The sequence below is a fragment of the Streptomyces sp. NPDC001617 genome (assembly GCF_053596855.1).
The window spans coordinates 145,662-169,415 of sequence record NZ_JBSFHA010000010.1 but is presented as its reverse complement, the minus strand read 5'-3'; the positions used below and the strand labels follow the sequence as shown (position 1 = coordinate 169,415).

Here is a 23,754-nt window from a genome sequence, read left to right as displayed (position 1 = left end):
CGTGGAGATCAACGATCTGACGCCGGCCGAGGAGAGAGTGTGGCGGGCGTTCGCGACGGGGGCGGCGGTCGACTTCCGGGAGGGGGACGACGAGGACGCGGCGGAGGGCGCGCGGTGGGAGCCCGAACGGACGGTTCGGGCCGCCGTGTTGCGGGCCCTTCTGCTCAACGGGCCGGAGGAACCGGGTGAGATAGCCGCGCTCAAGCTGTCCGGGGCGCGGATCACCGGAGTCCTCGACCTGCGGTACGGCACGACCGACTTCGCCGTCCGGTTGAGCCACTGCCACTTCGACGAGGTCCCGCAGCTGTACGGCGCCCGGTTCCGCCAGCTCAACCTGAGCGACTCGGTGCTGTCCGGACTGGTGGCCGCCACCGTGCGCGTGGACGGAGTGCTGCGGCTGACGGACTGCCGGATCAGCGGACCGGTGCGGCTGGGTGGGGCGCAGATCACCGGGGCGCTGTTCATGGAGCGGACACACCTCGCGACGGACGACGGCACGGATCCGGTCCTGGAGCTGAACCATGCCGAGATCGGTGACGACCTGTGGGCGCCGGAGCTACGGGTGCACGGGCAGGTGCGTCTCGACGGGGCGTCCGTCACCGGCGCGGTGAACCTGGAGGGGGCTCAGTTCCTCAACCCGGGCGGCACCGCCGTGAGTGCACTGACTTTCGACACCGGCTCCGACCTGCGGATGAGGCGGACTCGGACGCAGGGGCGGGTCGACTTCCGAGGCGCCCGCATACCGGGCCGCTTCGAGCTCACCTTCGCGCGGCTGGCCGACCCCGACGGGACGGCGTTGCGGCTGAGCAGTGCCGTCATCGGAGAGCTGTGGCTGCGCAAGGGCACCCCCATCGACGGGATCCTCAACCTGCGCCGCGCACGGATCGACGTCCTGTACCTGGAACCGGAGATGCTGCCGGGCAGGGTCTTCCTCAGTGACCTCACCTACACCACCCTCACCCCCCACCTGCCCGCCGAACGCCGTCTGCCCATGCTGGAGCGCGACTTTCGGTACGAGCCCCACACCTACGAGCAGCTGACCGCAGCATACCGCCGCATCGGCGACGACCACGCCGCCCGTCTCGTCCAACTCGCCAAGCAGCGTCGCCTGCGTACGACCCGCGCCTGGTACGGCCGTGTCTGGGGCTACGTCCAGGACGCCACCGTCGGCTACGGCTTCCACCCGCTGCGCGCGGCCGTCTGGCTGCTGTCGCTGCTGGCGGTCGGCTCGATCGCGTACGGACTGCACCACCCCCGCCCGCTCAAGGCGTCGGAGGCCCCGCACTTCAACCCGGTCTTCTACACCCTCGACCTGCTGCTGCCGGTGATCTCCTTCGGCCAGGAGGAGGCCTTCGCGCCGACCGGCTGGTACCAGTACCTGGCGTACGCCCTGATCATCACCGGCTGGATCCTGGCCACGACAGTCGTCACCGGCGTGACCAGAACCGTCAGCCGCCAGTGAGGCGCCGAGCGGCGTGCTGGGCGGCCAGGCGGACCGGGGCGTTCTGGGCGCCGTACCCGCGATAGCCCCCGTCACGCTGGACGAGTTCGAAGAAGACGCGCCCCACGGTCCGCGTGTAGCAGTGCCTGAACTCCCCGTACGCGTCACGGTCGTACAGAATGCCCAGCCGGCGATAGGTCTCCAACTCCCCCTCCGTGAAATCGAACCGCGCGGCCAGGTCGTCGTAGTAGTTCGCCGGCATCGGCAGCAACACCCCACCCGCGGCCCGGAAACGACGGGCCGCGGCCACCACGTCCTCCGTCGCCAGGGCGATGTGCTGCGCGTGGACGGTGTCGTCGGCGGGTGCCGCGCCGACGGACAGGGCGATGCGGACATCGCCGTCGGCGGTGGTCACCGCACGGCTGCGGAGCAGGCCGTACGGGTCGGCGACGTCCACGCTCTCCTGGGCGGAGAGACCCAGCACGCTGCGGTGGAAGAGGGTGGCCTCGTCGAAGTGGTGCCAGGGCTGGACGAGGGCGAGATGGTCGATGCGGGTCACCTCCGGCTTCCGTTCCTCTTTTGGGACGTTCTCGAAGTCGGCACGCCAGTTGGGGAGGTGGGGACGGTCGGTCGCGCAGAAGAACAGCTCCGTGCCGTCGGGGGCGGCCACCGCGTCCAGTGGCGCGTCCTCGATCGCCCGCCTGCGCGGCAGCACCGGCGCGAGCAGCGCCTCGGCACGGCGGGCGGCGCCGGCCGGGTCGGGTGACTCCAGGCCGATCGCGGCGAGTCCGGTGCCGTCGCCACGTCGTACGCCCGGGCCGGTGTTGACGAGGATGCGGGCCTCGCCCTGCTGCCACAGATCGACGGGCTTGCTGCGGTGCCGTGCGGTACGGGCGAAGCCCAGCGCACCGAGCACCTCGGTGACCGGCTCGGCGTCGGGCGTGACCAGCTCGGCGAAGGCGACGCCGGTGGGGACGACGGGGGCGGGGAGGTCGACCAGGCCGACCTGCTCCTGGAGGACGAGGAGCGAGCGATGCGCGTCCACGGCCGTGGGGCCTGCCTCGGCCTGCCGGAAGACGTCGTTGAAGATTTCGAGGGAGAGCGGACCGTCGTATCCGGTGCGCAGCACATGCCGCACAAGGCCGGCCACGTCGAATCCGCCCTGCCCCGGGAAGCAGCGGTAGTGACGGCTCCACTGCAGGACGTCCATCGCGAGCAGCGGCGCGTCCGCGAGCTGAAGGAAGAAGATCTTCTCGCCGGGGATGTCCTCGATGCCCTTGGGATCGGAGCCGCGGGAGAGGATGTGAAAGCTGTCGAGGCAGGTACCGAGGGCCGGATGCCCGGCCGTCTCGACGACCTGCCAGGCATGGTCGTACGTACTGATGTGCCGCCCCCAGGCAAGCGCCTCGTAGGCGACACGTATGCCGAAGTCCTGGGCCAGGTCCGCGAGTTGGCTCAGCTGCCGGGCGGCGAGGGCGTCGTCGTCGACGGCCAGGGGACTCACGCTGGAGCACACCAGCACGGTGTCGACCCCGAGCCGCCGCATCAACTCGAACTTGTGCCGGGCCCGCCGCAGATTCCGCGCGAACTCGTCCTCGGGCACGGCTTCGATGTCCCGCACGGGTTGGTACAGGTCGATGGCGAGCCCGAGATCGGCGCAACGGGCGCGGATCTCCTCGGGAGCGAGGGGACTGGCGAGCAAGTCGTTCTCGAAGATCTCAACGCCGTCGAAGCCGGCCCGGGAGGCGGCGGCGAGCTTCTCGGTGAGGGACCCGCTCAGAGAGACAGTGGCAATGGATGTCCGCATGAAACATGCTCCTTCGAACGTGCGGTACTACAACGCCGTAACACCACCTAGCCCGCCGAGCTCTCCACGACCCCGGCCATCTCCGCGATGTCCGCCAACATCCGCCCGCTGTCCGGCTCCCGCCCGGTGAACAACCGAAACGCGTCCGCAGCCTGGAACACAGCCATCCCACCCCCGTCCAACGCGGCGCACCCGACCGCCCGGGCCGTGCGCAGCAACTCGGTCTCCAGCGGCCGGTAGACCACCTCGGCGACCCACAGACCGGGATGCAGAAGCTCGGCGGGGAAGGGAAGTCCGGGGTGAGCCGCCATACCCGTGGGCGTGGCATGGACGACACCGTCGGCGCTGGACAGCAGTTGCGGCAACCGGTCCGGTGTGGCGGCCGCGGCCCGCCCCGCCCCGAAGTGCCGGTTCAGCGCCGCCGCGAGATCCGCCGCCCGGTCGGCCAGCGCGTCCACGACCGTGACCCGCTCGGCCCCCAGCGTCAGCGTGGCATGGGCGACCGCCGCCCCCGCCCCGCCCGCGCCCAGCTGCACCACCCGCTCCAACGGCACGTCCGGCAGTCCCCGCGCGAACGACGCCGCGAACCCGGTGACATCCGTGTTGTGGCCGACGGCCCGCCCGTCCTCCTCGAAGACGACCGTGTTGACCGCGCCGAGCGCCTCCGCCTGCGGAGCGAGCGCGTCCAGGTGCTCGATGACCAGCTGCTTGCACGGATGCGTGATGTTCAGCCCGTCGAAGCCCAGATCCCGTGCCGCCCGCACCAGGTCACCGACCGCCTCCGGCGGCACGCCCAGGACGTCGATGTCGATGAGCCGGTACAGATAGCGCAGCCCCTGCCGGTCGGCCTCCCGCTCGTGCAGCGCCGGGCTGAGCGACGGGCCGATGCCGGAACCGATCAGTCCGACGAGATACGAGTCCTTGGCCACGGCGGCCCTCCTGTACGGCTCACTGATGCTTGCCCGGCTCACTAATGTACGAACTAGTACGTTAGTCATAGCAGGCGACTCGGCCCCTTGGGAAGCCCTCTTCTACAATCTGCGACACCGGCCCCTCGCCCGTAAGGAACCCGATGACCAGCGTCGAAGAACCGGCACGGCCAAGCGGACGCATCCGCGACGCCGCACGCACGCAGGCCGAGATCCTCGACGTGGCGACCCACGAGTTCGCCCGGGCGGGCTTCGCGGGGGCCCGGGTGGACGAGATCGCCGCCCGCACCCGCACCACGAAGCGGATGATCTACTACTACTTCGGCGGCAAGGAGCAGCTGTTCACGGCCGTCCTGGAGCGGGCGTACGGCGTGATCCGCGAGGCCGAGCAGGAGCTGGACGTCGACCACCTCGACCCCGTCGCGGCCATCCGGCGGCTGGCCGAGCTGACCTTCGACCACCATGAGCAGCACCCGGACTTCATCCGCCTGGTCAGCATCGAGAACATCCACGAGGCCGAGCACATCGTCGCCTCGGAGAAGCTCGGCAGGATGGGCTCGCCGGCGCTGGACGTGATCCGCCGGATCCTGACGGTCGGACGCGAGTCCGGCCTGTTCACGGCCGATGTCGACGCCGTCGACCTGCACGCGATGATCAGCTCCTTCTGCTTCTTCCGGGTCGCCAACCGGCACACCTTCGGCGCCCTGTTCGGCCGCGACCTGGTGGACCCGGCCCAGCGCGAGCACTACCGGACCATGCTGGGCGACATGGTGATCGCGTATCTGACGGCGGACCGCGCGGACGACTGACCACCTGGCGACCGGCAGCAGACCGCAGATCGAAACACCGCAAGATCCTTCGACGACACCCCTTGACACCCGGGAAACGTGAGCGCAACATCCCTGGACAACCGCTACTAACTATCCAGTGCGTTAATTAGCCGGGTAGCACCCGGCACGGCCGTCCCGCCACCCCAGGGTTCCGGCACCTCCCCTCTCCGCTCACTCCACCTACGCTGGAGTTCCCCCGAAGGAGCAACGCCGTGTCCTCCGTCCCCGCCGAAGCCGTCGGGCAGCCGAAGAAGGCGGCCACTGCCGCCTGGATCGGCAGCGCCCTGGAGTACTACGACTTCTTCATCTACGGCAGCGCGGCCGCGCTGATCTTCCCGAAGGTGTTCTTCGACGAGTCCGACCCCGCCACCGCGACCCTGCTGTCGCTGGCCACGTTCGGTGTCGCCTACGCGGCCCGGCCGGTCGGCGCGCTCTTCCTCGGCCACTTCGGCGACAAGGTCGGCCGCAAGAAGATCATGGTCTTCACGCTGATCCTGATGGGCGTCTCGACGTTCCTGATCGGCTGTCTGCCCACCCGCCACCAGGTCGGCACGCTCGCACCGGTCCTGCTCGTGCTGTGCCGTGTGCTGCAGGGCATCTCGGCAGCCGGCGAGCAGGCCAGCGCCAACTCCATGACGCTGGAACACGCGCCACCACACCGGCGCGGCTTCTTCACCAGCTTCACGCTCAGCGGCACCCAGGGCGGCCAACTCATCGCCACCCTGGTCTTCCTGGCCGTCGCCCAGCTTCCCGACGACCAGCTGATGTCCTGGGGCTGGCGCGTCCCGTTCTGGGCGAGCGTCATCGTCGCGGTCGTGGGTTACATCATCCGCCGCAGGCTGGCGGAGACACCGGCCTTCGCCCAGCAGGCGGCCTCCTCCGAGGGCATCGTGAGGCTGCCGCTGGTGGTCCTCATGCGCGAGCACTGGGCGGATGTCCTGCGGGTGATCGCGGGTGCGCTGATCGCCTCGGTCTCCACGATCTTCACGGTGTGGGCGCTGGCCTACGCCACCAGTGACTCCGTCGGCATGTCCCGCTCCTCGATGCTGTGGGTGGGCGCCCTGGCGAACCTCGTCGCCCTCGCCGCGATCCCGCTGTGGGCGACTCTGTCGGACCGTATCGGCCGGCGTCCCGTGTATCTGATCGGCGCGGTCGGCAGCGCGGTGGCGATGTTCGGGTACCTCTGGGCGATCTCGACCGGTGACTACGCGCTGATCCTGATCCTCGGCATCGTCGCCTTCGGTGTCGTCTACAGCGCCGCGAACGGTGTCTGGCCGTCCTTCTACGGCGAGATGTTCTCCACCCGTGTCCGGCTGTCCGGCATGGCCATCGGCACCCAGATCGGCTTCGCCGTGGCCGGCTTCGCGGTCACCTTCGCCGCCCAGATCGCGGGCCCCGACGGCAACGACTGGTCGGCCGTGGCCCTCTTCACCGCGGCCCTCTGCGTCCCACCGACCCTCGCCGCCCTCTCGGCCCGCGAGACGGTGAAGATCCCGACGGAACACCTGGGCGAGCGCGGGGCCCGGGAGTCGTCCCAGCGGGAGACGGTGACGGCGTAACCGCCGGGCCGACCCACCAGCACCCCCGGGCACCGGACGCCGCACAGGCTCCGGTGCCCGGCGGTTTCCGCCCGGGACACATGACCGACGACGGGCCGTACGCCCCGCTGGGGCCTGTTGCGCAAGTCCCGCCTGCCCCGCGGCGCCCGGCACGCGCTCTCGACGCACCGGGCACAAGCCCAAGTACATCCAGTACGAGGGCCTGCACCGGGCACGCCGAGAGCACGCGCCGGACGCCGCAGGGCCCGCCCTACGGGCGGACGACGGGAATTTCACAACAGGCCCTACTGCCGCGCGCCCTGCGGGGCGCCGCTGCGGCTCGGGGTGCGCGCCGCCGAAGGGCCGGTCGAGCGCCATCCACGGCTGCTGCTCGCCGAGGACGCCCGCCAGGACCGCTTCCGCCGCACCGCCACCTGGTCGTCCCGAGCCTCGCGACCGCACCGGACGTGCCAACGACGCCGCCGGGCCATGAACGCGCCGTCCATCTGGGCCAGTTGTCGCGGTGCGCTGTGCGCCGACCGTCATCGGGACGGCGGCGCTGCTCGCACCGGCCCTGCGCGTCGAGGTGATCGGCGCGGCGGACGGCGCCGTACGGGACGCGTCGGCCGCGGCCGACCGGGACGGCGTGCCGCTCCGGCACGGCTTCCTGCCCGACGGCCGTGCGCTCGCCGGCCTGTCTCGCTGCACGACCAGCCCACCTACCGCCCCACGCGCCCGACCAAGGTCGTCGAGTGCATGGCCTGTCGAGTCGGTCCGGCCTACGCTCGCGGGTGACGGGGCTCGTACACGCCGATCTCGCCGCCGCCCGGCAGCCGGAAGGCCGTCACCCGGCCCCAGCGCTCGTCCTGCACGGGGCGCGTGAACTCCACGCCCTGATCGGTGAGTTCGACCATCGTCCGGTCCAGGTCGTCGCACATCAGCATCAGTTCGTGCGACGGCTCGCCGTCGGTCGGATGGAACGCGACCTCGGCGGGCGGCGCCTTGAAGATCAGCCAGCCGTGTCCGGCGTCGACGTGCGACCAGCCGAGGACGTCCCTCAGGAACGCGCGGTCCGCCTCGGCGTCGCGGGAGTAGATCACCATGTGTGCACCATTGATCACACGATGGAGACTACGCACTCGCGTCAGGAATGGAGAAGCATCGGCACCGGGCCTCGCCTAGCCTGACCGTCACGGGCGTACCGGCGCTACGGACGGAGAGACGATGAGCAAGGTCCCGACCCCTTCGCAGCACGCTGCCGACAGCCACGACCTGATCCGTGTGCACGGCGCCCGCGAGAACAACCTCAAGGACGTCAGCGTCGAGCTCCCCAAGCGCCGGCTGACCGTGTTCACCGGCGTCTCCGGCTCCGGCAAGAGCTCGCTGGTGTTCGACACCATCGCCGCGGAGTCGCAGCGGCTGATCAACGAGACCTACAGCGCCTTCGTACAGGGCTTCATGCCCACGCTGGCCCGCCCCGAGGTCGACGTCCTGGACGGTCTGACCACCGCGATCAGCGTCGACCAGCAGCGGATGGGCGCCGACCCGCGCTCCACCGTGGGCACCGCCACCGACGCCAACGCGATGCTCCGCATCCTGTTCAGCCGCCTGGGCAGGCCCTACGTCGGCCCGCCCGGCGCCTTCGCCTTCAACGTGCCCTCGGTCTCGGCGTCCGGTGCGATCAAGGTGGGCACCGGGGCCCGGCAGAAGGTCACCTTCAACAAGGTCGGCGGCATGTGCCCGCGCTGCGAGGGCCGCGGGGCGGTCTCCGACCTCGATGTGACCCAGCTCTACGACGACACCAAGTCGATCAACGAGGGTGCCTTCACCATCCCCGGGTACACCGGCGGCGGCTGGAACTCCCGGCTGTACGCGGAGTCCGGGTTCTTCGACCCGGACAAGCCGATCCGCAGGTTCACCAAGAAGGAACTCCACGACCTGCTGCACCACGAGCCGACCCGGATGAAGATCGCCGGCATCAACATGACCTACGAGGGTCTGATCCCGCGCATCCAGAAGTCGATGCTCGCCAAGGACAAGGAGGCGATGCAGCCGCACATCCGGGCGTTCGTGGAGCGTGCCGTCGCCTTCACGACCTGTGCGGAGTGCGACGGCACCCGGCTCGCCGAGCACGCCCGCTCCTCGAAGATCGGGAAGATCTCGATCGCGGACGCCTGCGCGATGGAGATCCGGGACCTGGCCGACTGGGTCCGCGGCCTCGAGGAGCCCTCGGTGGCCCCCCTCCTCACCGCCCTCCAGCACACCCTCGACTCCTTCTCCGAGATCGGGCTCGGCTACCTCTCCCTCGACCGCCCCGCGGGCACCCTCTCGGGCGGCGAGGCACAGCGCGTCAAGATGATCCGCCACCTCGGCTCCTCCCTGACCGATGTCACGTACGTCTTCGACGAGCCGACCATCGGCCTGCACCCGCACGACATCCAGCGCATGAACGACCTGCTGCTGCGCCTGCGCGACAAGGGCAACACGGTCCTGGTCGTGGAGCACAAACCGGAGGTCATCGCGATCGCCGACCATGTGGTCGACCTCGGTCCCGGCGCAGGCACGGCGGGCGGCACGGTCTGCTACGAGGGCTCGGTGGACGGACTCCGGAGCTCCGGCACGATCACCGGCCGCCACCTGGGCGACCGGGCCGGCCTCAAGGACACGGTCCGCGAGCCGACCGGCACCCTGGAGATCCGCGGCGCGTCGGCCCACAACCTCCGGGACGTCGACGTCGACATCCCGCTGGGGGTGCTGTGCGTGGTGACGGGCGTCGCGGGCTCCGGCAAGAGCTCCCTCGTCCACGGCTCGGTCCCGGCCGACACGGGCGTCGTCTCGGTCGACCAGAGCCCGATCCGCGGTTCGAGACGCAGCAACCCGGCGACGTACACCGGCCTCCTCGACCCGATCCGCAGCGCCTTCGCCAAGGCCAACGGAGTGAAGCCGGCCCTGTTCAGCGCCAACTCCGAGGGCGCCTGCCCGACCTGCAACGGCGCGGGCGTCATCTACACCGACCTGGGCATGATGGCGGGTGTGTCCAGCACCTGCGGGGACTGCGAGGGCAAGCGGTTCGACGCCTCGGTGCTGGAGTACCGCTTCGACGGCCGGGACATCAGCGAGGTGCTGGCCATGCCCGTCGCGGAGGCCGAGGAGTTCTTCGCCACCGGCGAGGCGCGCACCCCGGCCGCCCACCGGATCCTCCAGCGCCTCGCCGACGTCGGCCTCGGCTACCTCACCCTCGGCCAGCCCCTCACCACCCTCTCCGGCGGGGAACGCCAGCGCCTCAAGCTGGCCACGCACATGGCCGACAAGGGCGGCGTCTACGTCCTCGACGAGCCGACGGCCGGCCTGCACCTCGCCGACGTCGAACAACTCCTCGCCCTGCTGGACCGCCTGGTGGACGCCGGCAAGTCGGTCATCGTCGTGGAGCACCACCAGGCGGTGATGGCCCACGCGGACTGGATCATCGACCTGGGACCGGGGGCGGGCCACGAGGGCGGGCGGGTCGTGTTCGAGGGGACGCCGAGGGATCTGGTCGCGGCCCGATCGACGCTGACGGGCGAGCACTTGGCGGCTTACGTCGGATGAGTGCGGATCACTGGTTGGACCAACCCCGCTCGCACAGCACGAACCGATACCCGTCCGGGTCCTCGATCGTGACCCCCCAGCGATTCCAGTAGGGGTTGGGAGAGGAAACCCGCTTACCGCCATGCTCCTCCAGCCTGGCGACAAGCTCCTGCGGCACCGGCCCGTCGACGTAGACCACCAACAGGTCCTCCTCGGTGGGCCGGGGCTCGACAGGCGCGCCGGCCCCGTGAACCAGCTCCAGATGCCACGCCGCGTCCGGCCAGCCCACCATCAGCAGATCATGCTCACCGGGCTCGCCCCCGCCCTCCGTCCGCCAGACGACACTCAGCCCCAGCCCCTCCACCCAGAACCGCTCGGCGGCGGCAAGGTCACGGGACGGACGGGCGATACGAAGGTGGCTACGGCCGTTGACAGGCATGGACGCCCTTTCCCGAGCTGCTGATTCGTCTTCGGCAGCCTAGGCACCCCCGGGTCACCGAACCATCGGCCGTCCGCCCTGCGCCCCCAGCCCTAGGACCTTCCCGACCGAGGGCCTGGCGGGGGCCGGGGGACACGGGCGCCGGTCGGTTCCGGAAGCAGGTCAGGTGACGGGCCATCAGCGAAGTCAGCCCCGGTTGGCCCCCTTCGGAATGCCGTACGCCCGCTCCACCTTCAGGCGCAGCACCAGCCTCCCGTCGCGGACCATCGCGGCGCGGTAGTCGTCCCAGTCGGAATGCTCGCCCAGGACGCCGCGGTACAGACGGATCAGCTCCTCGACGGTGTCGTCGTGCGGGTCCTTGGCGACGGGCGAGAGGTCGGCGGTGCCCTCGACGACCGTGTAGGCCCACCGGTCGGGGCTGGAGACGTGGTACGAGGCCCGTGGGTCCCGGCGCAGATTGCGGGTCTTGGCCCGGTCGTCCGTGATCGAGATCCGGATGATCCGCTCGTCCGGGTCGTAGTGGTGGCTGACGTTCGACAGCTGGGGGCGGCCGTCGCGCTTGAGCGTGACCAGCACGCCACCGCGGTGGTCGGAGAGCAGTTCGAGCAGTGTGTCCTGAGTCATACCCTTGAGAACTCGGGGGCCCCTCCCCCCATTCCCGCCGCTTCTCCCCTCACCTCTGTCGTCCCACCCTGGGTAGACAGTGTCTACGCCGACTTGGTAGACAGTGTCTATGCATGAATCGGAGACGGGGCTGCGGACCCGGCTGATCGACGTCGGTGTGGAGCTGGTCGCCGTGGAGGGCGCCCAGGCGCTGACCCTGCGGGAGATCGCACGCCGGGCGGGCGTCTCGCACGGGGCACCGCGCCGCTACTTCCCCACCCATGTGGAGCTGCTGTCGGCCATCGCCCGGCGTGGCTTCGCCGAGCTGGGCGAGCGGGCGACAGCGGCGGTCGGCGACGGTACGGCGGCCCCGCGCGAGCAGGTCGCGGAGCTGGCCCGCGTGTATCTGGAGTTCGCCCTCGACCACCGCGGTATGTACGAGTTGATGTTCCGTCACGACCTGCTGGAGAGCGGCCACCTGGGTCTGCGGGACACCAGCCTGCCGCTGTTCGGCCGTCTGGTGGAGCTGGTCGGCCGGGCCCGCCCCGACCTGGACGCCCGGCTCGTCGCGGGCGCGCTGTGGGCGAACCTGCACGGCGTCGCCCAGCTGTGGAACTGGGGCAGCCTCCGACTCGCCACGGGCGCGGAGGACTTCGTACCTCTGCTGCGATCGGCCCTGGAGGCGCACCTGGGGCCCGCAACATGACCCCGCACCGGACGCTGACGCTCGCGAGCAGTGTGGTCGGGGCAGTGGTCGTCGCCCTGGACGGCACGGTGCTCTCGGTCGCCCAGCCCACGCTCCAGCGCGACCTGGACGCCTCCTTCGCCCAGGTCCAGTGGACCAGCACGGGGTATCTCATCGCGGTGGCGGGCCTGTTGGTGTTCTCGGGGCGGCTCGGGGACCGGTACGGACACCAACGGGTTTTCGCCATCGGCATGTTGGGCTTCGGAGCGACCTCGGCCGGTATCGGAGTGGCACCCGGGATCGGCTGGGTGGTCGGACTACGGGTCGTCCAGGGCGTGTTCGGCGCTCTGTTGCAGCCGGCCACGCTGGGGATGCTGCGGGCCGCGTTCCCGCCGGACCGCCTCCGGATGCCCATCGCGGTGCGGACCAGCGCGATCGGGCTGGCGGCCGCGGCCGGGCCCGTGCTGGGCGGGGCACTGGTGTCCGGACCGGGCTGGCGAGCGGCCTTCTTCCTGAACGTGGCACCGGCGCTGACCCTGGGCACCCTCGCACTCACCCTCCGCGCCGGCGGAACGCGCCCGCAGTCGGCGGCCCTCGACACACCCGGGACCACCGGCCACAGCCCCCGCCTCCCCGCGCGACCGATGCGCGGCGGGCCCGGCTCCCACCAGTCCCGGCCCGAGCGACGCCGTGGGGTCGCCGACGCCCGCCCGCCCCACCCCGTCGGCCTGGACCTCCCCGGCGCCCTCCTGCTCGCGCTGACCCTGGCCTGCCTGGTCCACACCCTCGTCGCCCTGCCCGGCCGCGGCTGGAACACGGCGAGCGCCTTCGCGCCGGCCGTGGCCGTGGTCGCCGGAGTCGCCTTCGTGCGCCACGAGCGGCGCAGCGCCGGCCCCCTGGTGCCGCCCGGAGTTCTCGGCTCGGCGGGCGTCGGCCGGGCGATCGGCATCCTGGTCGCCGCGTCGGCCGCGCTGCAGGGCACCCTGTTCACCGCCACCTTCCTGCTGCAGAACACGCTCGGCATGGACCCCCTGCACATGGCCCTGCTCAGCCTGCCACTGGCGGCGCTGATGATCCTCGCGGCTCCCTGCTGCGCGGTGCTGCTGCGCCGGATCGGGGCCCGGCGTACGACGGTCGCCGCGATGGCCGTCCTCGCCGCCGGGATCCTGGTGCTGAGCCGGGCCTCCGGAACCGTCGCCTTCTGCATCGGATTCGGGCTGCTGGGCGCCGGGTTCGGCACCGTGATGGTGGCGGCCACCCATGTCGTCGTACGGCAGTCGCCCGTCGAGTCGGCCGGGGTGGCGGGCGGGCTGAAGCAGACCGCGATGAACGTCGGGCCGGTGCTGGGCGTGGCCGTGGCGACGACGCTCATGGGGCTGCACGGGGGCGGCGGCGCGGAACTGCCGCTGCTCGTACTCGCGGCCATGGCCGGGGTGGGGGCATTGGTGGCCACAGCTCTGCCGAAACCTTCCTCCGCGGCGATCATTCCCGGTCAAGCGGAGGACCTTCCGCGCATTCCTGAGCGACGATGAGGTCTGAGGCCGATGCGGCGGGACATTCGCATCGCACCTCGACGAGCGCATTCGGAGGAGAGCGATGGCACAGCTGCGACAAGAGGTCGATCCCAGTGAGGTCGGGCTGGACGTGAAGGCGTTGGACCGCCTCGACCAGCACCTGGCCCACTACGTCGACGAGGGCCGCGTGCCCGGCTACCTGGTGGCCGTGGCCCGCGGCGGACGCGTCGCCCACCTCACCACGATGGGCCGGCGGGATGTCGCGGCCGGGCTGCCCGTCGAGCCCGACACCCTCTGGCGGATCTACTCCATGACGAAGCCCGTCACCTCGGTGGCCGCGCTCATGCTCGTCGAGGAGGGCCGCCTGTCGCTGGACGACCCGGTCGCCCGCCACCTCCCGGCCTTCAGCGACCCGCAGGTGTACGAGAGCGGCACGGCCACCGACATCCACACCCGCCCGGCCCGCGAACCCCTCCTCATCAGGCACCTGTTGACCCACACCTCGGGCCTGACCTTCGCGTTCTACCACTCCCACCCCGTGGACGCCCTCTACCGCGCGGCCAACCTGGAGTCCTCGGTCGTCCCGGGCACGACCCTGGCCGAGACGGTCGACGTCTACGCGAGCCTGCCGCTCCAGTTCGAGCCGGGCACACAGTGGAACTACTCGGTCTCCACCAATGTCCTCGGCAGAGTCATCGAGGTCGTCACCGGCAAGCCGCTCGACACCTTCATCACCGAACGCATCCTCCTCCCCCTCGGCATGACCGACGCCGGCTTCTGGGTCACCGACGAACAGGCCCCCCGGCTCTCGGAGTTGTACGGCGAGACGGACTCCGGCGGCATCGAACCGACCCCGGGCCTGCCCCTGCGCGGCGGACGCCCCCGTTTCCTGTCCGGCAGCGGCGGCATGGTGGCGTCGGCCCACGACATGCACCGCTTCATGGAGTTGCTGCGCCGCCGAGGCGAGTGGGACGGCACCCGCCTCCTCTCCCCCTCCACAGTGGACCTGATGACCCGCAACCACCTCCCCGACAACGCCGACCTCCGCGGCTTCGGCAGCCGCCCGTCCCACGACGAGCCGAACAACGACGGCGTCGGCTTCGGCCTCGGCGTCTCGGTCGTCATCGACCCCGAACGCACCCTGGCCCCGACGGGCCTCGGTACCTACGGCTGGAGCGGAGCCGCCACCACCACCTTCTGGGTCGACCCCACCCACGACCTGACGGTCCAGTTCATGACCCAACTCCGCCCGAAGACCTCCCTGAAGATCGTCCCGGACCTCAGGCGCCTAGTCCACGAGGCGATCACCGACTGAAGCCGGCGACCGTCCCGCCCGCGGGAATCACCAACGCCTGGGGCATCACAGGCCACGAGGACGCCTTCGTCGGGCACCTGACTCCGCGCACGTTTCCCTGCTCGACGCGGAAGGTGACGACCCGCGTGCGGGTGCACGTTCTTGTCCTTGCGGCCGAGGTCAGTGCGGGTCGACGCGCAGGGTGAACTCCAGCCCCTCCCGGCTCAGTTCACCCAGCCACTCCTCCGACCGCGCCGCCGTCTCCGCCGCCCTGTTCAGCCCCGGCGGCAGGCTGCCGTCCAGGACGTGGCCGACGGCGAGGGCCAGGGGGCGGGAGACGCAGCGGGCCATGGCGCTCTCCTCCGCGTCGCCGACCAGGTCGAGGAGACAGCTCCCCGACCAGCTCCGGTCCTCGCCCCGCACATCCAGTGACACCGCGAGGACGACCCGGTCGCGGTCCGCCTCCGTGGTCGGATAGCGGGTCGCCAGCTCCTGGGCCAGCGCGGTGATGCGGGCGTCGTCACCCGCCTTCAGCTCCTCGAACACCGCCTCCCACGCCCGCAGCCAGCCCTCCAGTCGCAGGGTGCCGCGGACGAAGGAGCGTGCCTGCCAGGTGGACGGGAGTTCGTACTGCTCGACGAAGGGGACGCTGTCGCGGTTCGGGTAGACCTCGAAGGTCTGGCCGTCCAGGGTGTGGAGGCGGGTGACCTCCCACGGGCGGTCCGCCGTCGTCTCCGTGGCGTTCTCGATGTACCGGGCCGGTGAGCGCAGGGCGTTCAGGACACCGGCCGGGGCCCAGCTGAAGCGGTACTTGAAGTCGTTCGGGACGGCGGGGATGCCGCCGCAGTAGGAAGTGAAGGTGTACGAGGCTGTCGTGTCGTCGCCGATCGCCTCCCGGGCCCTGGCCACCAGGCTGTGCGCGAAGAGGTGGTCGATGCCCGGGTCGAGGCCCGCCTCCGTGAGGACGACCAGGCCTGCCTTCTCGGCCTGCGGGACTTGTTCGAGAACCGGGTCCGAGACATAGCTGGAGCACGCGAAGTGGGCGCCGGACGTGACACAGGCGGCCAGGATGCCGGCGTGCTCCGGCGCCGGCAGCATCGATACGACGACGTCGCCCGGGGCCAGTTCGGCGGCGAGCGCCGGGAGCGTGTAGGCACGGGGCTCGGCGCGTCCGGTGAGGCCCAGGTGGGCCAGGGCGTCGGTGGCACGCTGCGCGGTGCGGTGCCACAGACGGACCCGGTCGGCCGTCTCGCACAGCCGGCCCAGACCGCTGCCCGTGGACAGCCCCGCGCCGATCCAGTGGACCGTGCCGGTGGCGGGAACGCGCTCAGACATCACCGAACTCCCCTTCTACGACGCCGAGTTCGCGGCACGCCTGATGGAAACGGTCCAGACAGCGCCCCCACGCCCCGCCGACCCCGAACTCCAGCAGCTGAAGCACCAGCGCGGCGGAGAAGTCGGTGCTGGACTCCCGTGGGAGGAGCGACGGCAGGTTGTCGATGGCGATCAGGTCCAGCGGCGGTTCCTTGCGCAGACGGCGCACCGGGTCGTCCCACTCCGTGGTGCGGTCGTAGACCGGCAGGACGTTGAGGGGCGAGCCGACGTCGCACGTCACGTCGCACAGCGTGCGCAGGCGGCGGGCCGGGTCGTCGAGGTCCTCCTCGCGCAGGAAGGGCGGGACGGGTGTGGTGGCGAGGACGGAGTTCACCATGACGTCGTGGGCGAGCAGGGCCCCGCGGTCCAGGTCTCGCGTCTCGGCGAGGTCCCAGCAGGTCGGCTCGATCCCGGCCGTATGGAAGGCCACGCGCGCGCCCCGGCCGCTGCGGCCCAGAGCGCCGATCACCAGAGCCGTGAACTCCTCGTCCCCGGCGACCGGTTGAAGCACCGCGTCGAGCTCCTCCTTCGACCCCGGCACCAGGGGCGCGACCAGCCTTCCCCGGTGCTGCTGCACGGCCAGCGCGGCGCCCAGGTATCCGGCCCAGAACCCGAACGCGGCGAGACGGCGGCCGTCGTCGTCGACCAGGTACTCCAGGTCGAGGAGCGAACCGCCGCCCGCGGCGAACCGCCGCAGCAGAGCCTCCGCGCCCGGCTGCCGCTTGTAGGCGTGCCCGAAGAAGATGTGCCGGTGCGGCAACTCGCCCGGCTCGTCCGGGAGTTCCTTCAGGCCGAGGATCACGGCGTCGCCCGGCGCCGACACCCACGTCCCCGCGGGCACGACGCCGCAGCCCGCCGCCTCGTACTCCTCGACCGGGAAGATCCGCTGGGGGGACTCCTCCACCGTCAGCCTCACCCCGCTGTCGACGAGCCGCCGGGCGTCGGACGGGACGATCGGTGTGCGGCGTTCGGTCGTACGGGGCTCGTGGCGGAGCCACAGGTGGAGCTCTGTCATACGAGGTTGGCCTCCGGGCGCGGGGCGTCGGCCGCGAACCGGCCGGCGCTCAAGGGGCTGACGTCCACGAAGGGTACGCGGCCCAGGTACAGGTCGCGGATCACCTCGCCGACGGCCGGCCCCTGCAGGAAGCCGTGCCCGGAGAAGCCGGTGGCGTAGAGGAACCGGGAGACCGAACTCGCCTCGCCGATCAGGGCGTTGTGGTCGGGCGTGATCTCGTAGAGGCCCGCCCAGCCGCCCGTGCGGCGCAGGTCGAGCAGGGCGGGGGCGCGCTGCTCCATGGCCGCGTACAGGGCGGGGATCCAGCGGTCGTGGGGGTCGGTGGCGAAGCCGGGCCGCTCGTCGGGGTCGGACATGCCGAGGAGGAGACCGGGGCCCTCGGCGTGGAAGTAGAGGCTGGTGGTGAAGTCGATGGTCATGGGGAGGTCGGGGCGCAGCCCGGCGACCGGTTCCGTGAACGCGATCTGTCGGCGCAGCGGCACCACCGGCAGGTCCACGCCCGCCATCGCGCCGACCGCCTTCGACCAGGGGCCGGCCGCGCAGATCACCGTGTTCGTGGCGATCCGGCCGAGGGTCGTCGAGACGGCGGTGATCTGCTCGCCGTGCAGCTCGATGCCGGTGACCTCGGTGTGCCGCAGGATCCGGGCGCCGAGGGCGCGGGCGGCGGAGGCGTAGCCGTGGACGACGGCCTCGGGGGTGCAGTGGCCGTCGTCCGGCGAGAAGGCCGCGGCGAGCAGGCCGTCGGTGCTGATCAGCGGGGAGAGCCTGTGGGCCTCCTTCGGCGTGATCATGCGGCTGGGCACGCCGAGCGAGTTCTGCAGCCGCACGCTCTCCTCGAAGGAGGCGACCTCCTGCGGCGTCGACAGGAGGAAGAGATAGCCGACGCGGTGCAGCCCGATGTCGTACCCCGTCTCCTCCTGGAAGCGGCCGAACGCCTCCAGACTGCGCGCACCGAGCTGGATGTTCAGCTCGTCGGAGAACTGCGCCCGCACCCCGCCCGCCGCCTTCGACGTCGACCCCGAGGCGAGCTCGTCGCGTTCCACGAGGATCACGTCGCGGACACCCGCGGCGGCGAGGTGGTAGGCGATGCTCGCGCCCATCACCCCACCGCCGATGACGACGGCACTGGCCTGCATGTTCACGGGCGAGCCTCCCAGGGGTGTCGGGTCGTCCCCTGTTCCTGTCCGTACTCCCGGGCCCGTAATCGCATGTTCAGGACAGGTGCGCCACGGCGTCCAGGTGCGGCAGCACATGGTCGAGCCGCTCGCGCTTGGTGCGCAGGTAGGTGATGTTGCTCTCGCACGGCGGTATCAGCAGCGGCACCGTCTCGGCGACCTGGATGCCGTGCCGCACCAACGCCTCGCGCTTGCGCGGGTTGTTGGACAGCAGGCGTACGGAGTTCACGCCGAGGTCCTGGAGGATGTTGGCGGCGACGCCGTAGTCGCGGGCGTCCACCGGAAGTCCGAGGGCGAGGTTGGCCTCGACGGTGTCCAGGCCCTCCGCCTGCAGGGCCATCGCGCGCAGCTTGGCGAGCAGCCCGATGCCACGCCCCTCGTGGCCCCTCAAGTACACGACGATGCCACTTCCTTCGGCGACCACCGCCTTCAGCGCGGAGGCCAGCTGATCGCCGCACTCGCAGTGCTGGGAGCCGAACGCGTCACCCGTCAGGCACTCGGAATGCAACCGGGTCAGCACGTCGTCCGTACCGATCTCACCGTGGACCAGGGCTACTTGTTCGTCACCACGATCGTGGTCCATGTAGCCGACCGCCCGGAATTGCCCGTACACCGTGGGCAGCGGTGCATTCACGACGCGTTCCACGCCGGTGCGCTTGACGGTCTTCTTGCCGAGTACGCCGATGTTGTCTGTCATGATCTGATTCCTAAGCAGAGACGAAAGGCCGTGGAGAAATGAGTGGTTCGGGCGCGCGTACGGCGGCATATGGACTGGTGCCGGCGGACACTACGGAAGAGGTACGCACCAGGGCGGCGGGTGTCTCAACACAGGTCGCCGTCCTTCCGGTGGGAAGCTTCGAACAACACGGTCCGTTTCTTCCGCTGGCGACCGACACGCTGGTCGCCTGTGCCGTGGCCCGGGAGATCGCCGCGGCGTACCCGGTGCACCTCCTTCCGCCGGTGACGGTCTCCTGCTCGCACGAGCACGCGGCCTGGCCCGGTACCGTCAGCATCTCCTCCGTGACCCTTCATGCGGTGGTGTCGGACATCGCGGCCTCGCTCCGCCGCAGCGGTGTCGACGCCCTGGTGGTGGTCAACGGACACGGCGGAAACTACGTACTGGGCAACGTCGTTCAGGAATCCTCCGCCCGCGGCGAGCGCATGGCACTCTTCCCGGCCGCGGAGGACTGGGAAGCGGCGCTGCGGCGGGCGGGGGTGGCCACCTCGCTGCTCACCGACATGCACGCGGGAGAAATCGAGACCTCCATCCTTCTGCACACGCACCCCGAATTGCTGAAGCCTGGTTATGAGACCTCCGATTTCGTCGCGGACGACCGTCGCCATCTGCTCACCCTCGGTATGTCCGGCTATACCGATTCGGGCGTCATCGGACGGCCTTCGCTGGGTTCCTCGGAAAAGGGGAAGGAACTGCTCGCGAGCCTCGCGGATTCCTTCGGTGCGTATTTCTCGCTGCTCACCTCGGAAGGCTCGCAGGACGGGCGCGCATAGTCGTCGGCGGCGGGTTCCGGGGCCTGTTCGGAACCCGCCCGGAGGCCCCCGTACCAGCGGGCGACCAGGACGACGGCGCCCGGCAACGCGGCGACGAAGCTGAGCACGCCGTACACGACGGCGACGGCCACCCCGCTGCTCGCGCCGAGCCCGGCCGCGCCGAACGCCCAGGCGGTGGCGCCCTCGCGGGGCCCGAACCCGCCGACGTTCAGCGGCACTCCCATGGCGAGCAGCGCCAGCACGGCCAGCGGCATCAGTACGGCGACGGAGGCGCCGGAGCCGGCCACGCGGGCGGCGAGCACGAACATCCCGATGTGACCGGCCAGGACGAGCAGCGAAGAGACGCTGACGCCCGGCCAGTTGCGGCGGGACAGCAGCCCCTCGCGGGCCTCGGCGAGCGTGGCGCGCAGGGCCCGTCCGCGACGGGACGGAGTCGGCCGGTTCATGCGTACGGCGACGACGACGGCAAGGGCGCCGACGGCGGCGAGCGCGACCAGCGGAGCGAAGTGCCGGGCCTCGCTCAGCACCGGTGACGGCATGGTCAGCAGCACGGTTCCGCCCACGACCGCCAACGCGACCTGCCCGGCGACCCGTTCGAGCACGACCGACCGCACACCGCGGCCCATGTCACCGGCGCTCTGTCCGTGCCGCACCGCCCGGTGCACATCGCCGAGGACACCGCCTGGGAGGGCGGCGTTCAGGAACAGCGCCCGGTAGTAGTCGGCGGTGGCCGCCCCGAGCGGCAGCCGGATCTTCAGCCCCCGGGCCACCAGCGCCCAGCGCCACGCGCTGAGCACGGTGGTGGCGATACCGATCAGGAGCGCCACCACGAGGGTCGTCGCATCGATCCGCCGCAGCCCGTCGAGCAGCACACCGGTCCCCAGCCGCCACAGCAGCGCGCCGAGGATGACGACACCGGCGACGGTGCCGAAGTGGGTGCGTACCGCACGGGAGTTGAGGCGTGTCAGGACCCGGCGCCACCAGGGGGCGTCGGGCGCGGGCCGCGCGGAGGAGACGATCACGCCGATACGGTCCTGGGAGACGGCGGGACCGAGGACATCGGTCCGCGCCCGCAGAGCCTCCTCCCTCGCCGCGAGGCAGGCCGACCCGTCCGTCCATACCTCGACCACGACCGCAGCGGGGCCGACGGCCGCACCCGTCGGGGTCCGGGACTCGACGTCCGCGCCCTGCCCGGCCTGCACGGCGCCGCGCCGGTCGGCACGCACCACGACCGCCCCCGCCGTCTCCACGCTCATGACGCCCCGCCCATCGGCCGCGACAGCGCCAGTAGGTCGCTGTGATGGACCGTGACGTGCAGCTCTCCGGCCTCGCAGGCCTCCAGGCGGTCGCGCAGATACCGTTCTGCACGGGCCTGGAGCTCGGGGCGCTGGTCGACGGCCGCGCCGACCCAGCCGCGCAGCCACTGGGCCGTGAGCGCGGCCTCGCCGGGGCCCAGGCGCCAGGGGCTCGGGTTGACCCGTACCGTGGCGCCCCGATCCGAGAAGGCCTCGCAGGCGACGGTGATCGAGTCGGGGCCGAGCAGTCCGTCACGCCGCTGGTGGGCGTTGAAGGCCTCGGCTATCTCCTCGTCCATGGGGTCGGACGCGGTGAGTTCGACGCGGCCCGCGACCGAGAGGGTCAGCAGCGCCGGGCAGCCGGCGCCCGTGCAGGCGGCGGCGAGGGTCTCGATCTCCTCGCGGGTGAGGACGTCGAGGAGTGCGGAGGCGGTCACCAGGGAGGCGCCGGCGAGCCCGTCCGGGGTGAGCCGGGCGATGTCACCGCGCCGGGTCTCGACGGTGACCCGGCTGCCGTCGGCGGCGACCCGAGGGGAGGCGACGGCCGCGAAGTGCAGCAGATAGGGGTCGCGGTCGTGCAGGACCCAGTGCTGGGCGCCGTCGAGGTGGGGCGCGAGCCAGCGGCCCATCGAACCGGTGCCGCACCCCAGGTCGTGGATGACCAGACCGGCCTTGCCCGGCAGGTTGGCGAGCCGGATCCGCAGCGGGTCGAGCAGGTCGTGCGAGCGGGCGGCGGCGTCGGCGGGCTCACGCAGCTCCAGCCACTCCGGCGCGTAACGGGCCGGCTCGTCCGGCCCGGTCTCCCGCAGTCGTACGGTGGCCCGCTCGCCGGGGCGGCCGGCGGGCCCCGCGCCGGGGATCACGGAGTCCGCGGACGGGTCCGCTGCGTGCGGGCCGACCTGCGTGGAGGAGTCCGTCGACAAGCCCATGTTCGCCTCCCTCGGTCCCGGCTGTGCCGGGATCTTCCCGCTGACCTGTGCCGTCCTGTTCATGCCGCCCTCCTGGGTTCGCTCGGGAGCCGGCCCAGTACTCCGGCGAGGCTGCGGGCCGTGGTCGCCCAGCCGTCCAGGGCGGACCGCCGCCTCCGGGCGGCCGCCTTCAGCCGGCGTCGTACGTCGGCCTCGCCGAACCAGCCGCGCAGTTCGGCGGCGAGCGCGGCGGGGTTCTCCGGCGGGACGAGGATGCCGGGCACACCGCCGTCGGGGGCGCGTCCGACCGCCTCGGGGAGGCCGCCGACATCGGTCGCGAGGACCGGGATGCCGCGCGCGAGGGCCTCGGTCACCGCCATGCCGTACGTCTCCGCGTAGGAGGTGAGGACCATCAGGTCGGCGGTGTTGTAGCTGGCGTCGAGCTCGGCGCCGGCCTGCGGGCCGACCAGGTGGATGCGGTCCTCGAGACCGTTCTCCTCGATCAGCGTCCGCAGATGGGCGACGTATTCGGGGTCCTGCTCAAGCCCGCCGACGCAAGAGCAGCTCCACGGCAGATCGGCCGCCGCGGCCAGCGCCTGCACCAGCCGGTGCTGGCCCTTGCGCGGTGTCACCGCGGCCACGCACAGCAGCCGGGAGACACCGTCGGTGCCGGAGGCGAGGGGCGCGATGTCGGCGCCGGGGGCGGCGACATGGACGCGCTCGGGGGCGAGGCCGTGGTGCGAGACCAGGCGTCGTACGGCCCAGTCGCTGGTGGCGATGACGGCGGGCACGGCCCGCAGCACGTCACGCTCCTTGGCGTCCAACTCGGCGGCCACGGAGGGCTCGAGGCCCGTCTCGTCGCCGAGCGGAAGATGCACGAGGACGGCGAGGTTCAGCCGCTCCGTCTCCGGGACGACGATCTCCGGGACGCCGCAGGCGACCAGGCCGTCCAGCAGCACCACGGTTCCGTCGGGCAACTCCCGCAGCGTACGGGCGAGTTCCGCGCGGGCCTCGATGCCCGGCCGGGGCCACTCCCCGCTCACGGCGTGCTTGTGCACCTGCCAGCCGAAGCCGGGCAGGTCCAGACTCACGCGCCGGTCATAGGCGTTGCCGCCGCTCGGGGCGGCCGGGTCGTCGACGCCGCCCGGCATCACGAAGTGCACGGAGCGCAGGGACATGGGGAGGATCTCGGCGTTCTTGAGGAGGGCGTTCTGCACGGGCACATAGTCGAGTGCCCGCTTCCCCGCCTTCTTCTCCAGCGTCACGTCGGTCACAGGGCACGCTCGTAACTCGCCCAGGCGATGTGCGACTCGTGCAGCGTGACGGTGATGCCCGCGATGCCCTTGGCACCCTCGCCGAGCGCGCCCTTCGCGATGCGCTCGGCGAGCCGGTCGGCGATGACCTTGGCCAGGAACTCCGTCGAGGTGTTGATCCCGGCGAACTCGGGCTCGTTGTCGAGGTTGCGGTAGTTCAACTCGCTCACCACGGCGCCGAGTTCCTGCGTGGCCAGTCCGATGTCGACGACGATGTTGTCGTCGTCCAGCTGCTCGCGCCGGAATGTGGCGTCCACCAGGAACGTCGCTCCGTGCAGGCGCTGCGCGGGTCCGAAGACCTCACCGCGGAAGCTGTGGGCGATCATGATGTGATCGCGGACGGTGACACTGAACAACGGACGACCCTCCAGGTGCGGCGCGTCTGGTCCCCCGGCCGTTGGCCGCCGGGGGATGCCGTGTAGTACGGCTCTTCGCTTCCCCGCGTTCAGCCGCCTCTCACTCTTTTCTCAGGTCAGGCGGTCTTGCCCTCCCGAAAGTCGTCCCGGATTGAACGACTG

Annotated in this window: 20 protein-coding genes and 1 pseudogene; 8 read left to right on the top strand and 13 right to left on the bottom strand. The window is 71.3% G+C overall.

Translation table 11 applies throughout. The features are described 5' to 3' along the window. Nucleotide 1: 1 nt before the first annotated feature. Nucleotides 2-1,462, top strand: coding sequence for a membrane-associated oxidoreductase (locus ACWC09_RS11080; RefSeq protein ID WP_450850249.1), 1,461 nt, complete (start codon nucleotides 2-4; stop codon nucleotides 1,460-1,462). On the opposite strand, the gene ACWC09_RS11075 is transcribed toward ACWC09_RS11080, so the two are convergent. Together ACWC09_RS11075 and ACWC09_RS11070 are read right to left on the bottom strand one after the other, a co-directional pair. Beyond that, a complete protein-coding gene (locus tag ACWC09_RS11075) occupies nucleotides 1,449-3,248 on the bottom strand; it encodes a bifunctional sugar phosphate isomerase/epimerase/4-hydroxyphenylpyruvate dioxygenase family protein (RefSeq protein ID WP_450850248.1) in 1,800 nt (599 codons plus the stop codon). The genes ACWC09_RS11080 and ACWC09_RS11075 overlap by 14 nt on opposite strands. A gap of 47 nt (nucleotides 3,249-3,295) precedes the next feature. Then, nucleotides 3,296-4,177, bottom strand: coding sequence for a shikimate dehydrogenase (locus ACWC09_RS11070; protein WP_450850247.1), 882 nt, complete (start codon nucleotides 4,175-4,177; stop codon nucleotides 3,296-3,298). Nucleotides 4,178-4,320: 143 nt separating this feature from the next. On the opposite strand from ACWC09_RS11070, the gene ACWC09_RS11065 reads away from it, so the two are divergent. After that, on the top strand, nucleotides 4,321-4,986 hold the full coding sequence (locus ACWC09_RS11065) for a TetR/AcrR family transcriptional regulator (RefSeq protein WP_450850246.1): 666 nt from the start codon (nucleotides 4,321-4,323) through the stop codon (nucleotides 4,984-4,986). 233 nt (nucleotides 4,987-5,219) lie between these two features. Continuing rightward, nucleotides 5,220-6,566 carry an MFS transporter gene (locus tag ACWC09_RS11060; RefSeq protein WP_450850245.1) on the top strand — a complete coding sequence of 449 codons (1,347 nt, stop codon included), beginning with the start codon at nucleotides 5,220-5,222 and terminating at the stop codon, nucleotides 6,564-6,566. 758 nt (nucleotides 6,567-7,324) lie between these two features. On the opposite strand, the gene ACWC09_RS11055 is transcribed toward ACWC09_RS11060, so the two are convergent. Further along, nucleotides 7,325-7,648 (bottom strand): VOC family protein, encoded by a 324-nt coding sequence (locus ACWC09_RS11055; RefSeq protein WP_450850244.1) that lies wholly within the window; start codon nucleotides 7,646-7,648, stop codon nucleotides 7,325-7,327. 121 nt (nucleotides 7,649-7,769) lie between these two features. Between ACWC09_RS11055 and ACWC09_RS11050 the strand changes: the two genes are divergently transcribed. Then, nucleotides 7,770-10,133: an ATP-binding cassette domain-containing protein gene (locus tag ACWC09_RS11050; protein WP_450850243.1), complete on the top strand. Its 2,364-nt coding sequence runs from the start codon at nucleotides 7,770-7,772 to the stop codon at nucleotides 10,131-10,133. A gap of 7 nt (nucleotides 10,134-10,140) precedes the next feature. Here the strand turns inward: ACWC09_RS11050 and ACWC09_RS11045 are convergent, their stop codons facing one another. Next, the gene (locus ACWC09_RS11045; protein WP_450850242.1) at nucleotides 10,141-10,551 is read right to left on the bottom strand and encodes a VOC family protein; all 411 of its coding nucleotides are present in this window, start codon (nucleotides 10,549-10,551) and stop codon (nucleotides 10,141-10,143) included. A 186-nt stretch (nucleotides 10,552-10,737) separates the two neighbouring features. Then, nucleotides 10,738-11,175, bottom strand: a complete 438-nt coding sequence (locus tag ACWC09_RS11040; RefSeq protein WP_450850241.1) for a PPOX class F420-dependent oxidoreductase — start codon at nucleotides 11,173-11,175, stop codon at nucleotides 10,738-10,740. A 109-nt stretch (nucleotides 11,176-11,284) separates the two neighbouring features. Between ACWC09_RS11040 and ACWC09_RS11035 the strand changes: the two genes are divergently transcribed. The 3 genes from ACWC09_RS11035 (at nucleotide 11,285) to ACWC09_RS11025 (ending at nucleotide 14,668) form a co-directional block, all read left to right on the top strand. Next, nucleotides 11,285-11,860: a TetR/AcrR family transcriptional regulator gene (locus ACWC09_RS11035; RefSeq protein WP_450850240.1), complete on the top strand. Its 576-nt coding sequence runs from the start codon at nucleotides 11,285-11,287 to the stop codon at nucleotides 11,858-11,860. Further along, nucleotides 11,857-13,371: an MFS transporter gene (locus tag ACWC09_RS11030; protein WP_450850239.1), complete on the top strand. Its 1,515-nt coding sequence runs from the start codon at nucleotides 11,857-11,859 to the stop codon at nucleotides 13,369-13,371. Before ACWC09_RS11035 ends, ACWC09_RS11030 begins: the two co-directional genes overlap by 4 nt. A 64-nt stretch (nucleotides 13,372-13,435) precedes the next feature. Then, entirely contained in the window at nucleotides 13,436-14,668 is a 1,233-nt protein-coding gene (locus ACWC09_RS11025; protein WP_450850238.1) for a serine hydrolase domain-containing protein, read from the top strand. A gap of 159 nt (nucleotides 14,669-14,827) precedes the next feature. Here ACWC09_RS11025 and ACWC09_RS11020 read toward each other — a convergent pair whose 3' ends face one another. The 4 genes from ACWC09_RS11020 to ribA form a co-directional block, all read right to left on the bottom strand. Beyond that, nucleotides 14,828-15,982, bottom strand: a complete 1,155-nt coding sequence (locus tag ACWC09_RS11020; RefSeq protein ID WP_450850237.1) for a saccharopine dehydrogenase family protein — start codon at nucleotides 15,980-15,982, stop codon at nucleotides 14,828-14,830. Then, nucleotides 15,975-17,036, bottom strand: a complete 1,062-nt coding sequence (locus ACWC09_RS11015; protein WP_450850236.1) for a saccharopine dehydrogenase — start codon at nucleotides 17,034-17,036, stop codon at nucleotides 15,975-15,977. Before ACWC09_RS11015 ends, ACWC09_RS11020 begins: the two co-directional genes overlap by 8 nt. After that, entirely contained in the window at nucleotides 17,033-18,172 is a 1,140-nt protein-coding gene (locus tag ACWC09_RS11010) for an NAD(P)/FAD-dependent oxidoreductase (protein ID WP_450850264.1), read from the bottom strand. Before ACWC09_RS11010 ends, ACWC09_RS11015 begins: the two co-directional genes overlap by 4 nt. A gap of 76 nt (nucleotides 18,173-18,248) precedes the next feature. Continuing rightward, nucleotides 18,249-18,908, bottom strand: coding sequence for a GTP cyclohydrolase II (gene ribA / locus ACWC09_RS11005; protein WP_450850235.1), 660 nt, complete (start codon nucleotides 18,906-18,908; stop codon nucleotides 18,249-18,251). Between the two features lie 38 nt (nucleotides 18,909-18,946). Between ribA and ACWC09_RS11000 the strand changes: the two genes are divergently transcribed. Next, entirely contained in the window at nucleotides 18,947-19,720 is a 774-nt protein-coding gene (locus ACWC09_RS11000; protein ID WP_450850234.1) for a creatininase family protein, read from the top strand. 89 nt (nucleotides 19,721-19,809) lie between these two features. Here ACWC09_RS11000 and ACWC09_RS10995 read toward each other — a convergent pair. From ACWC09_RS10995 to ACWC09_RS10980, 4 genes and pseudogenes are all read right to left on the bottom strand, one after another. Next, nucleotides 19,810-20,976: pseudogene (locus ACWC09_RS10995) on the bottom strand (lysylphosphatidylglycerol synthase transmembrane domain-containing protein); the annotation flags it as partial. Beyond that, a complete protein-coding gene (locus ACWC09_RS10990) occupies nucleotides 20,973-22,007 on the bottom strand; it encodes a trans-aconitate methyltransferase (RefSeq protein WP_450850233.1) in 1,035 nt (344 codons plus the stop codon). The gene ACWC09_RS10990 and the pseudogene ACWC09_RS10995, both read right to left, overlap by 4 nt. Next, nucleotides 22,004-23,197, bottom strand: a complete 1,194-nt coding sequence (locus ACWC09_RS10985; protein ID WP_450850232.1) for a glycosyltransferase family 4 protein — start codon at nucleotides 23,195-23,197, stop codon at nucleotides 22,004-22,006. The genes ACWC09_RS10990 and ACWC09_RS10985 overlap by 4 nt, the downstream gene beginning before the upstream one ends. Then, entirely contained in the window at nucleotides 23,194-23,592 is a 399-nt protein-coding gene (locus ACWC09_RS10980) for a 6-pyruvoyl trahydropterin synthase family protein (RefSeq protein ID WP_450850231.1), read from the bottom strand. Before ACWC09_RS10980 ends, ACWC09_RS10985 begins: the two co-directional genes overlap by 4 nt. Nucleotides 23,593-23,754 lie beyond the last annotated feature (162 nt).

What these genes read in the sequence shown, in the direction of transcription:
- ACWC09_RS11075 (WP_450850248.1), bottom strand. Translation starts at nt 3,248, where the DNA reads ATGCGGACATCCATTGCCACTGTCTCTCTGAGCGGGTCCCTCACCGAG.
- ACWC09_RS11065 (WP_450850246.1), top strand. Translation starts at nt 4,321, where the DNA reads ATGACCAGCGTCGAAGAACCGGCACGGCCAAGCGGACGCATCCGCGAC.
- ACWC09_RS11055 (WP_450850244.1), bottom strand. Translation starts at nt 7,648, where the DNA reads ATGGTGATCTACTCCCGCGACGCCGAGGCGGACCGCGCGTTCCTGAGG.
- ACWC09_RS11050 (WP_450850243.1), top strand. Translation starts at nt 7,770, where the DNA reads ATGAGCAAGGTCCCGACCCCTTCGCAGCACGCTGCCGACAGCCACGAC.
- ACWC09_RS11045 (WP_450850242.1), bottom strand. Translation starts at nt 10,551, where the DNA reads ATGCCTGTCAACGGCCGTAGCCACCTTCGTATCGCCCGTCCGTCCCGT.
- ACWC09_RS11040 (WP_450850241.1), bottom strand. Translation starts at nt 11,175, where the DNA reads ATGACTCAGGACACACTGCTCGAACTGCTCTCCGACCACCGCGGTGGC.
- ACWC09_RS11035 (WP_450850240.1), top strand. Translation starts at nt 11,285, where the DNA reads ATGCATGAATCGGAGACGGGGCTGCGGACCCGGCTGATCGACGTCGGT.
- ACWC09_RS11030 (WP_450850239.1), top strand. Translation starts at nt 11,857, where the DNA reads ATGACCCCGCACCGGACGCTGACGCTCGCGAGCAGTGTGGTCGGGGCA.
- ACWC09_RS11025 (WP_450850238.1), top strand. Translation starts at nt 13,436, where the DNA reads ATGGCACAGCTGCGACAAGAGGTCGATCCCAGTGAGGTCGGGCTGGAC.
- ACWC09_RS11020 (WP_450850237.1), bottom strand. Translation starts at nt 15,982, where the DNA reads ATGTCTGAGCGCGTTCCCGCCACCGGCACGGTCCACTGGATCGGCGCG.
- ACWC09_RS11015 (WP_450850236.1), bottom strand. Translation starts at nt 17,036, where the DNA reads ATGACAGAGCTCCACCTGTGGCTCCGCCACGAGCCCCGTACGACCGAA.
- ACWC09_RS11010 (WP_450850264.1), bottom strand. Translation starts at nt 18,172, where the DNA reads ATGCAGGCCAGTGCCGTCGTCATCGGCGGTGGGGTGATGGGCGCGAGC.
- ribA (WP_450850235.1), bottom strand. Translation starts at nt 18,908, where the DNA reads ATGACAGACAACATCGGCGTACTCGGCAAGAAGACCGTCAAGCGCACC.
- ACWC09_RS11000 (WP_450850234.1), top strand. Translation starts at nt 18,947, where the DNA reads ATGAGTGGTTCGGGCGCGCGTACGGCGGCATATGGACTGGTGCCGGCG.
- ACWC09_RS10990 (WP_450850233.1), bottom strand. Translation starts at nt 22,007, where the DNA reads ATGAACAGGACGGCACAGGTCAGCGGGAAGATCCCGGCACAGCCGGGA.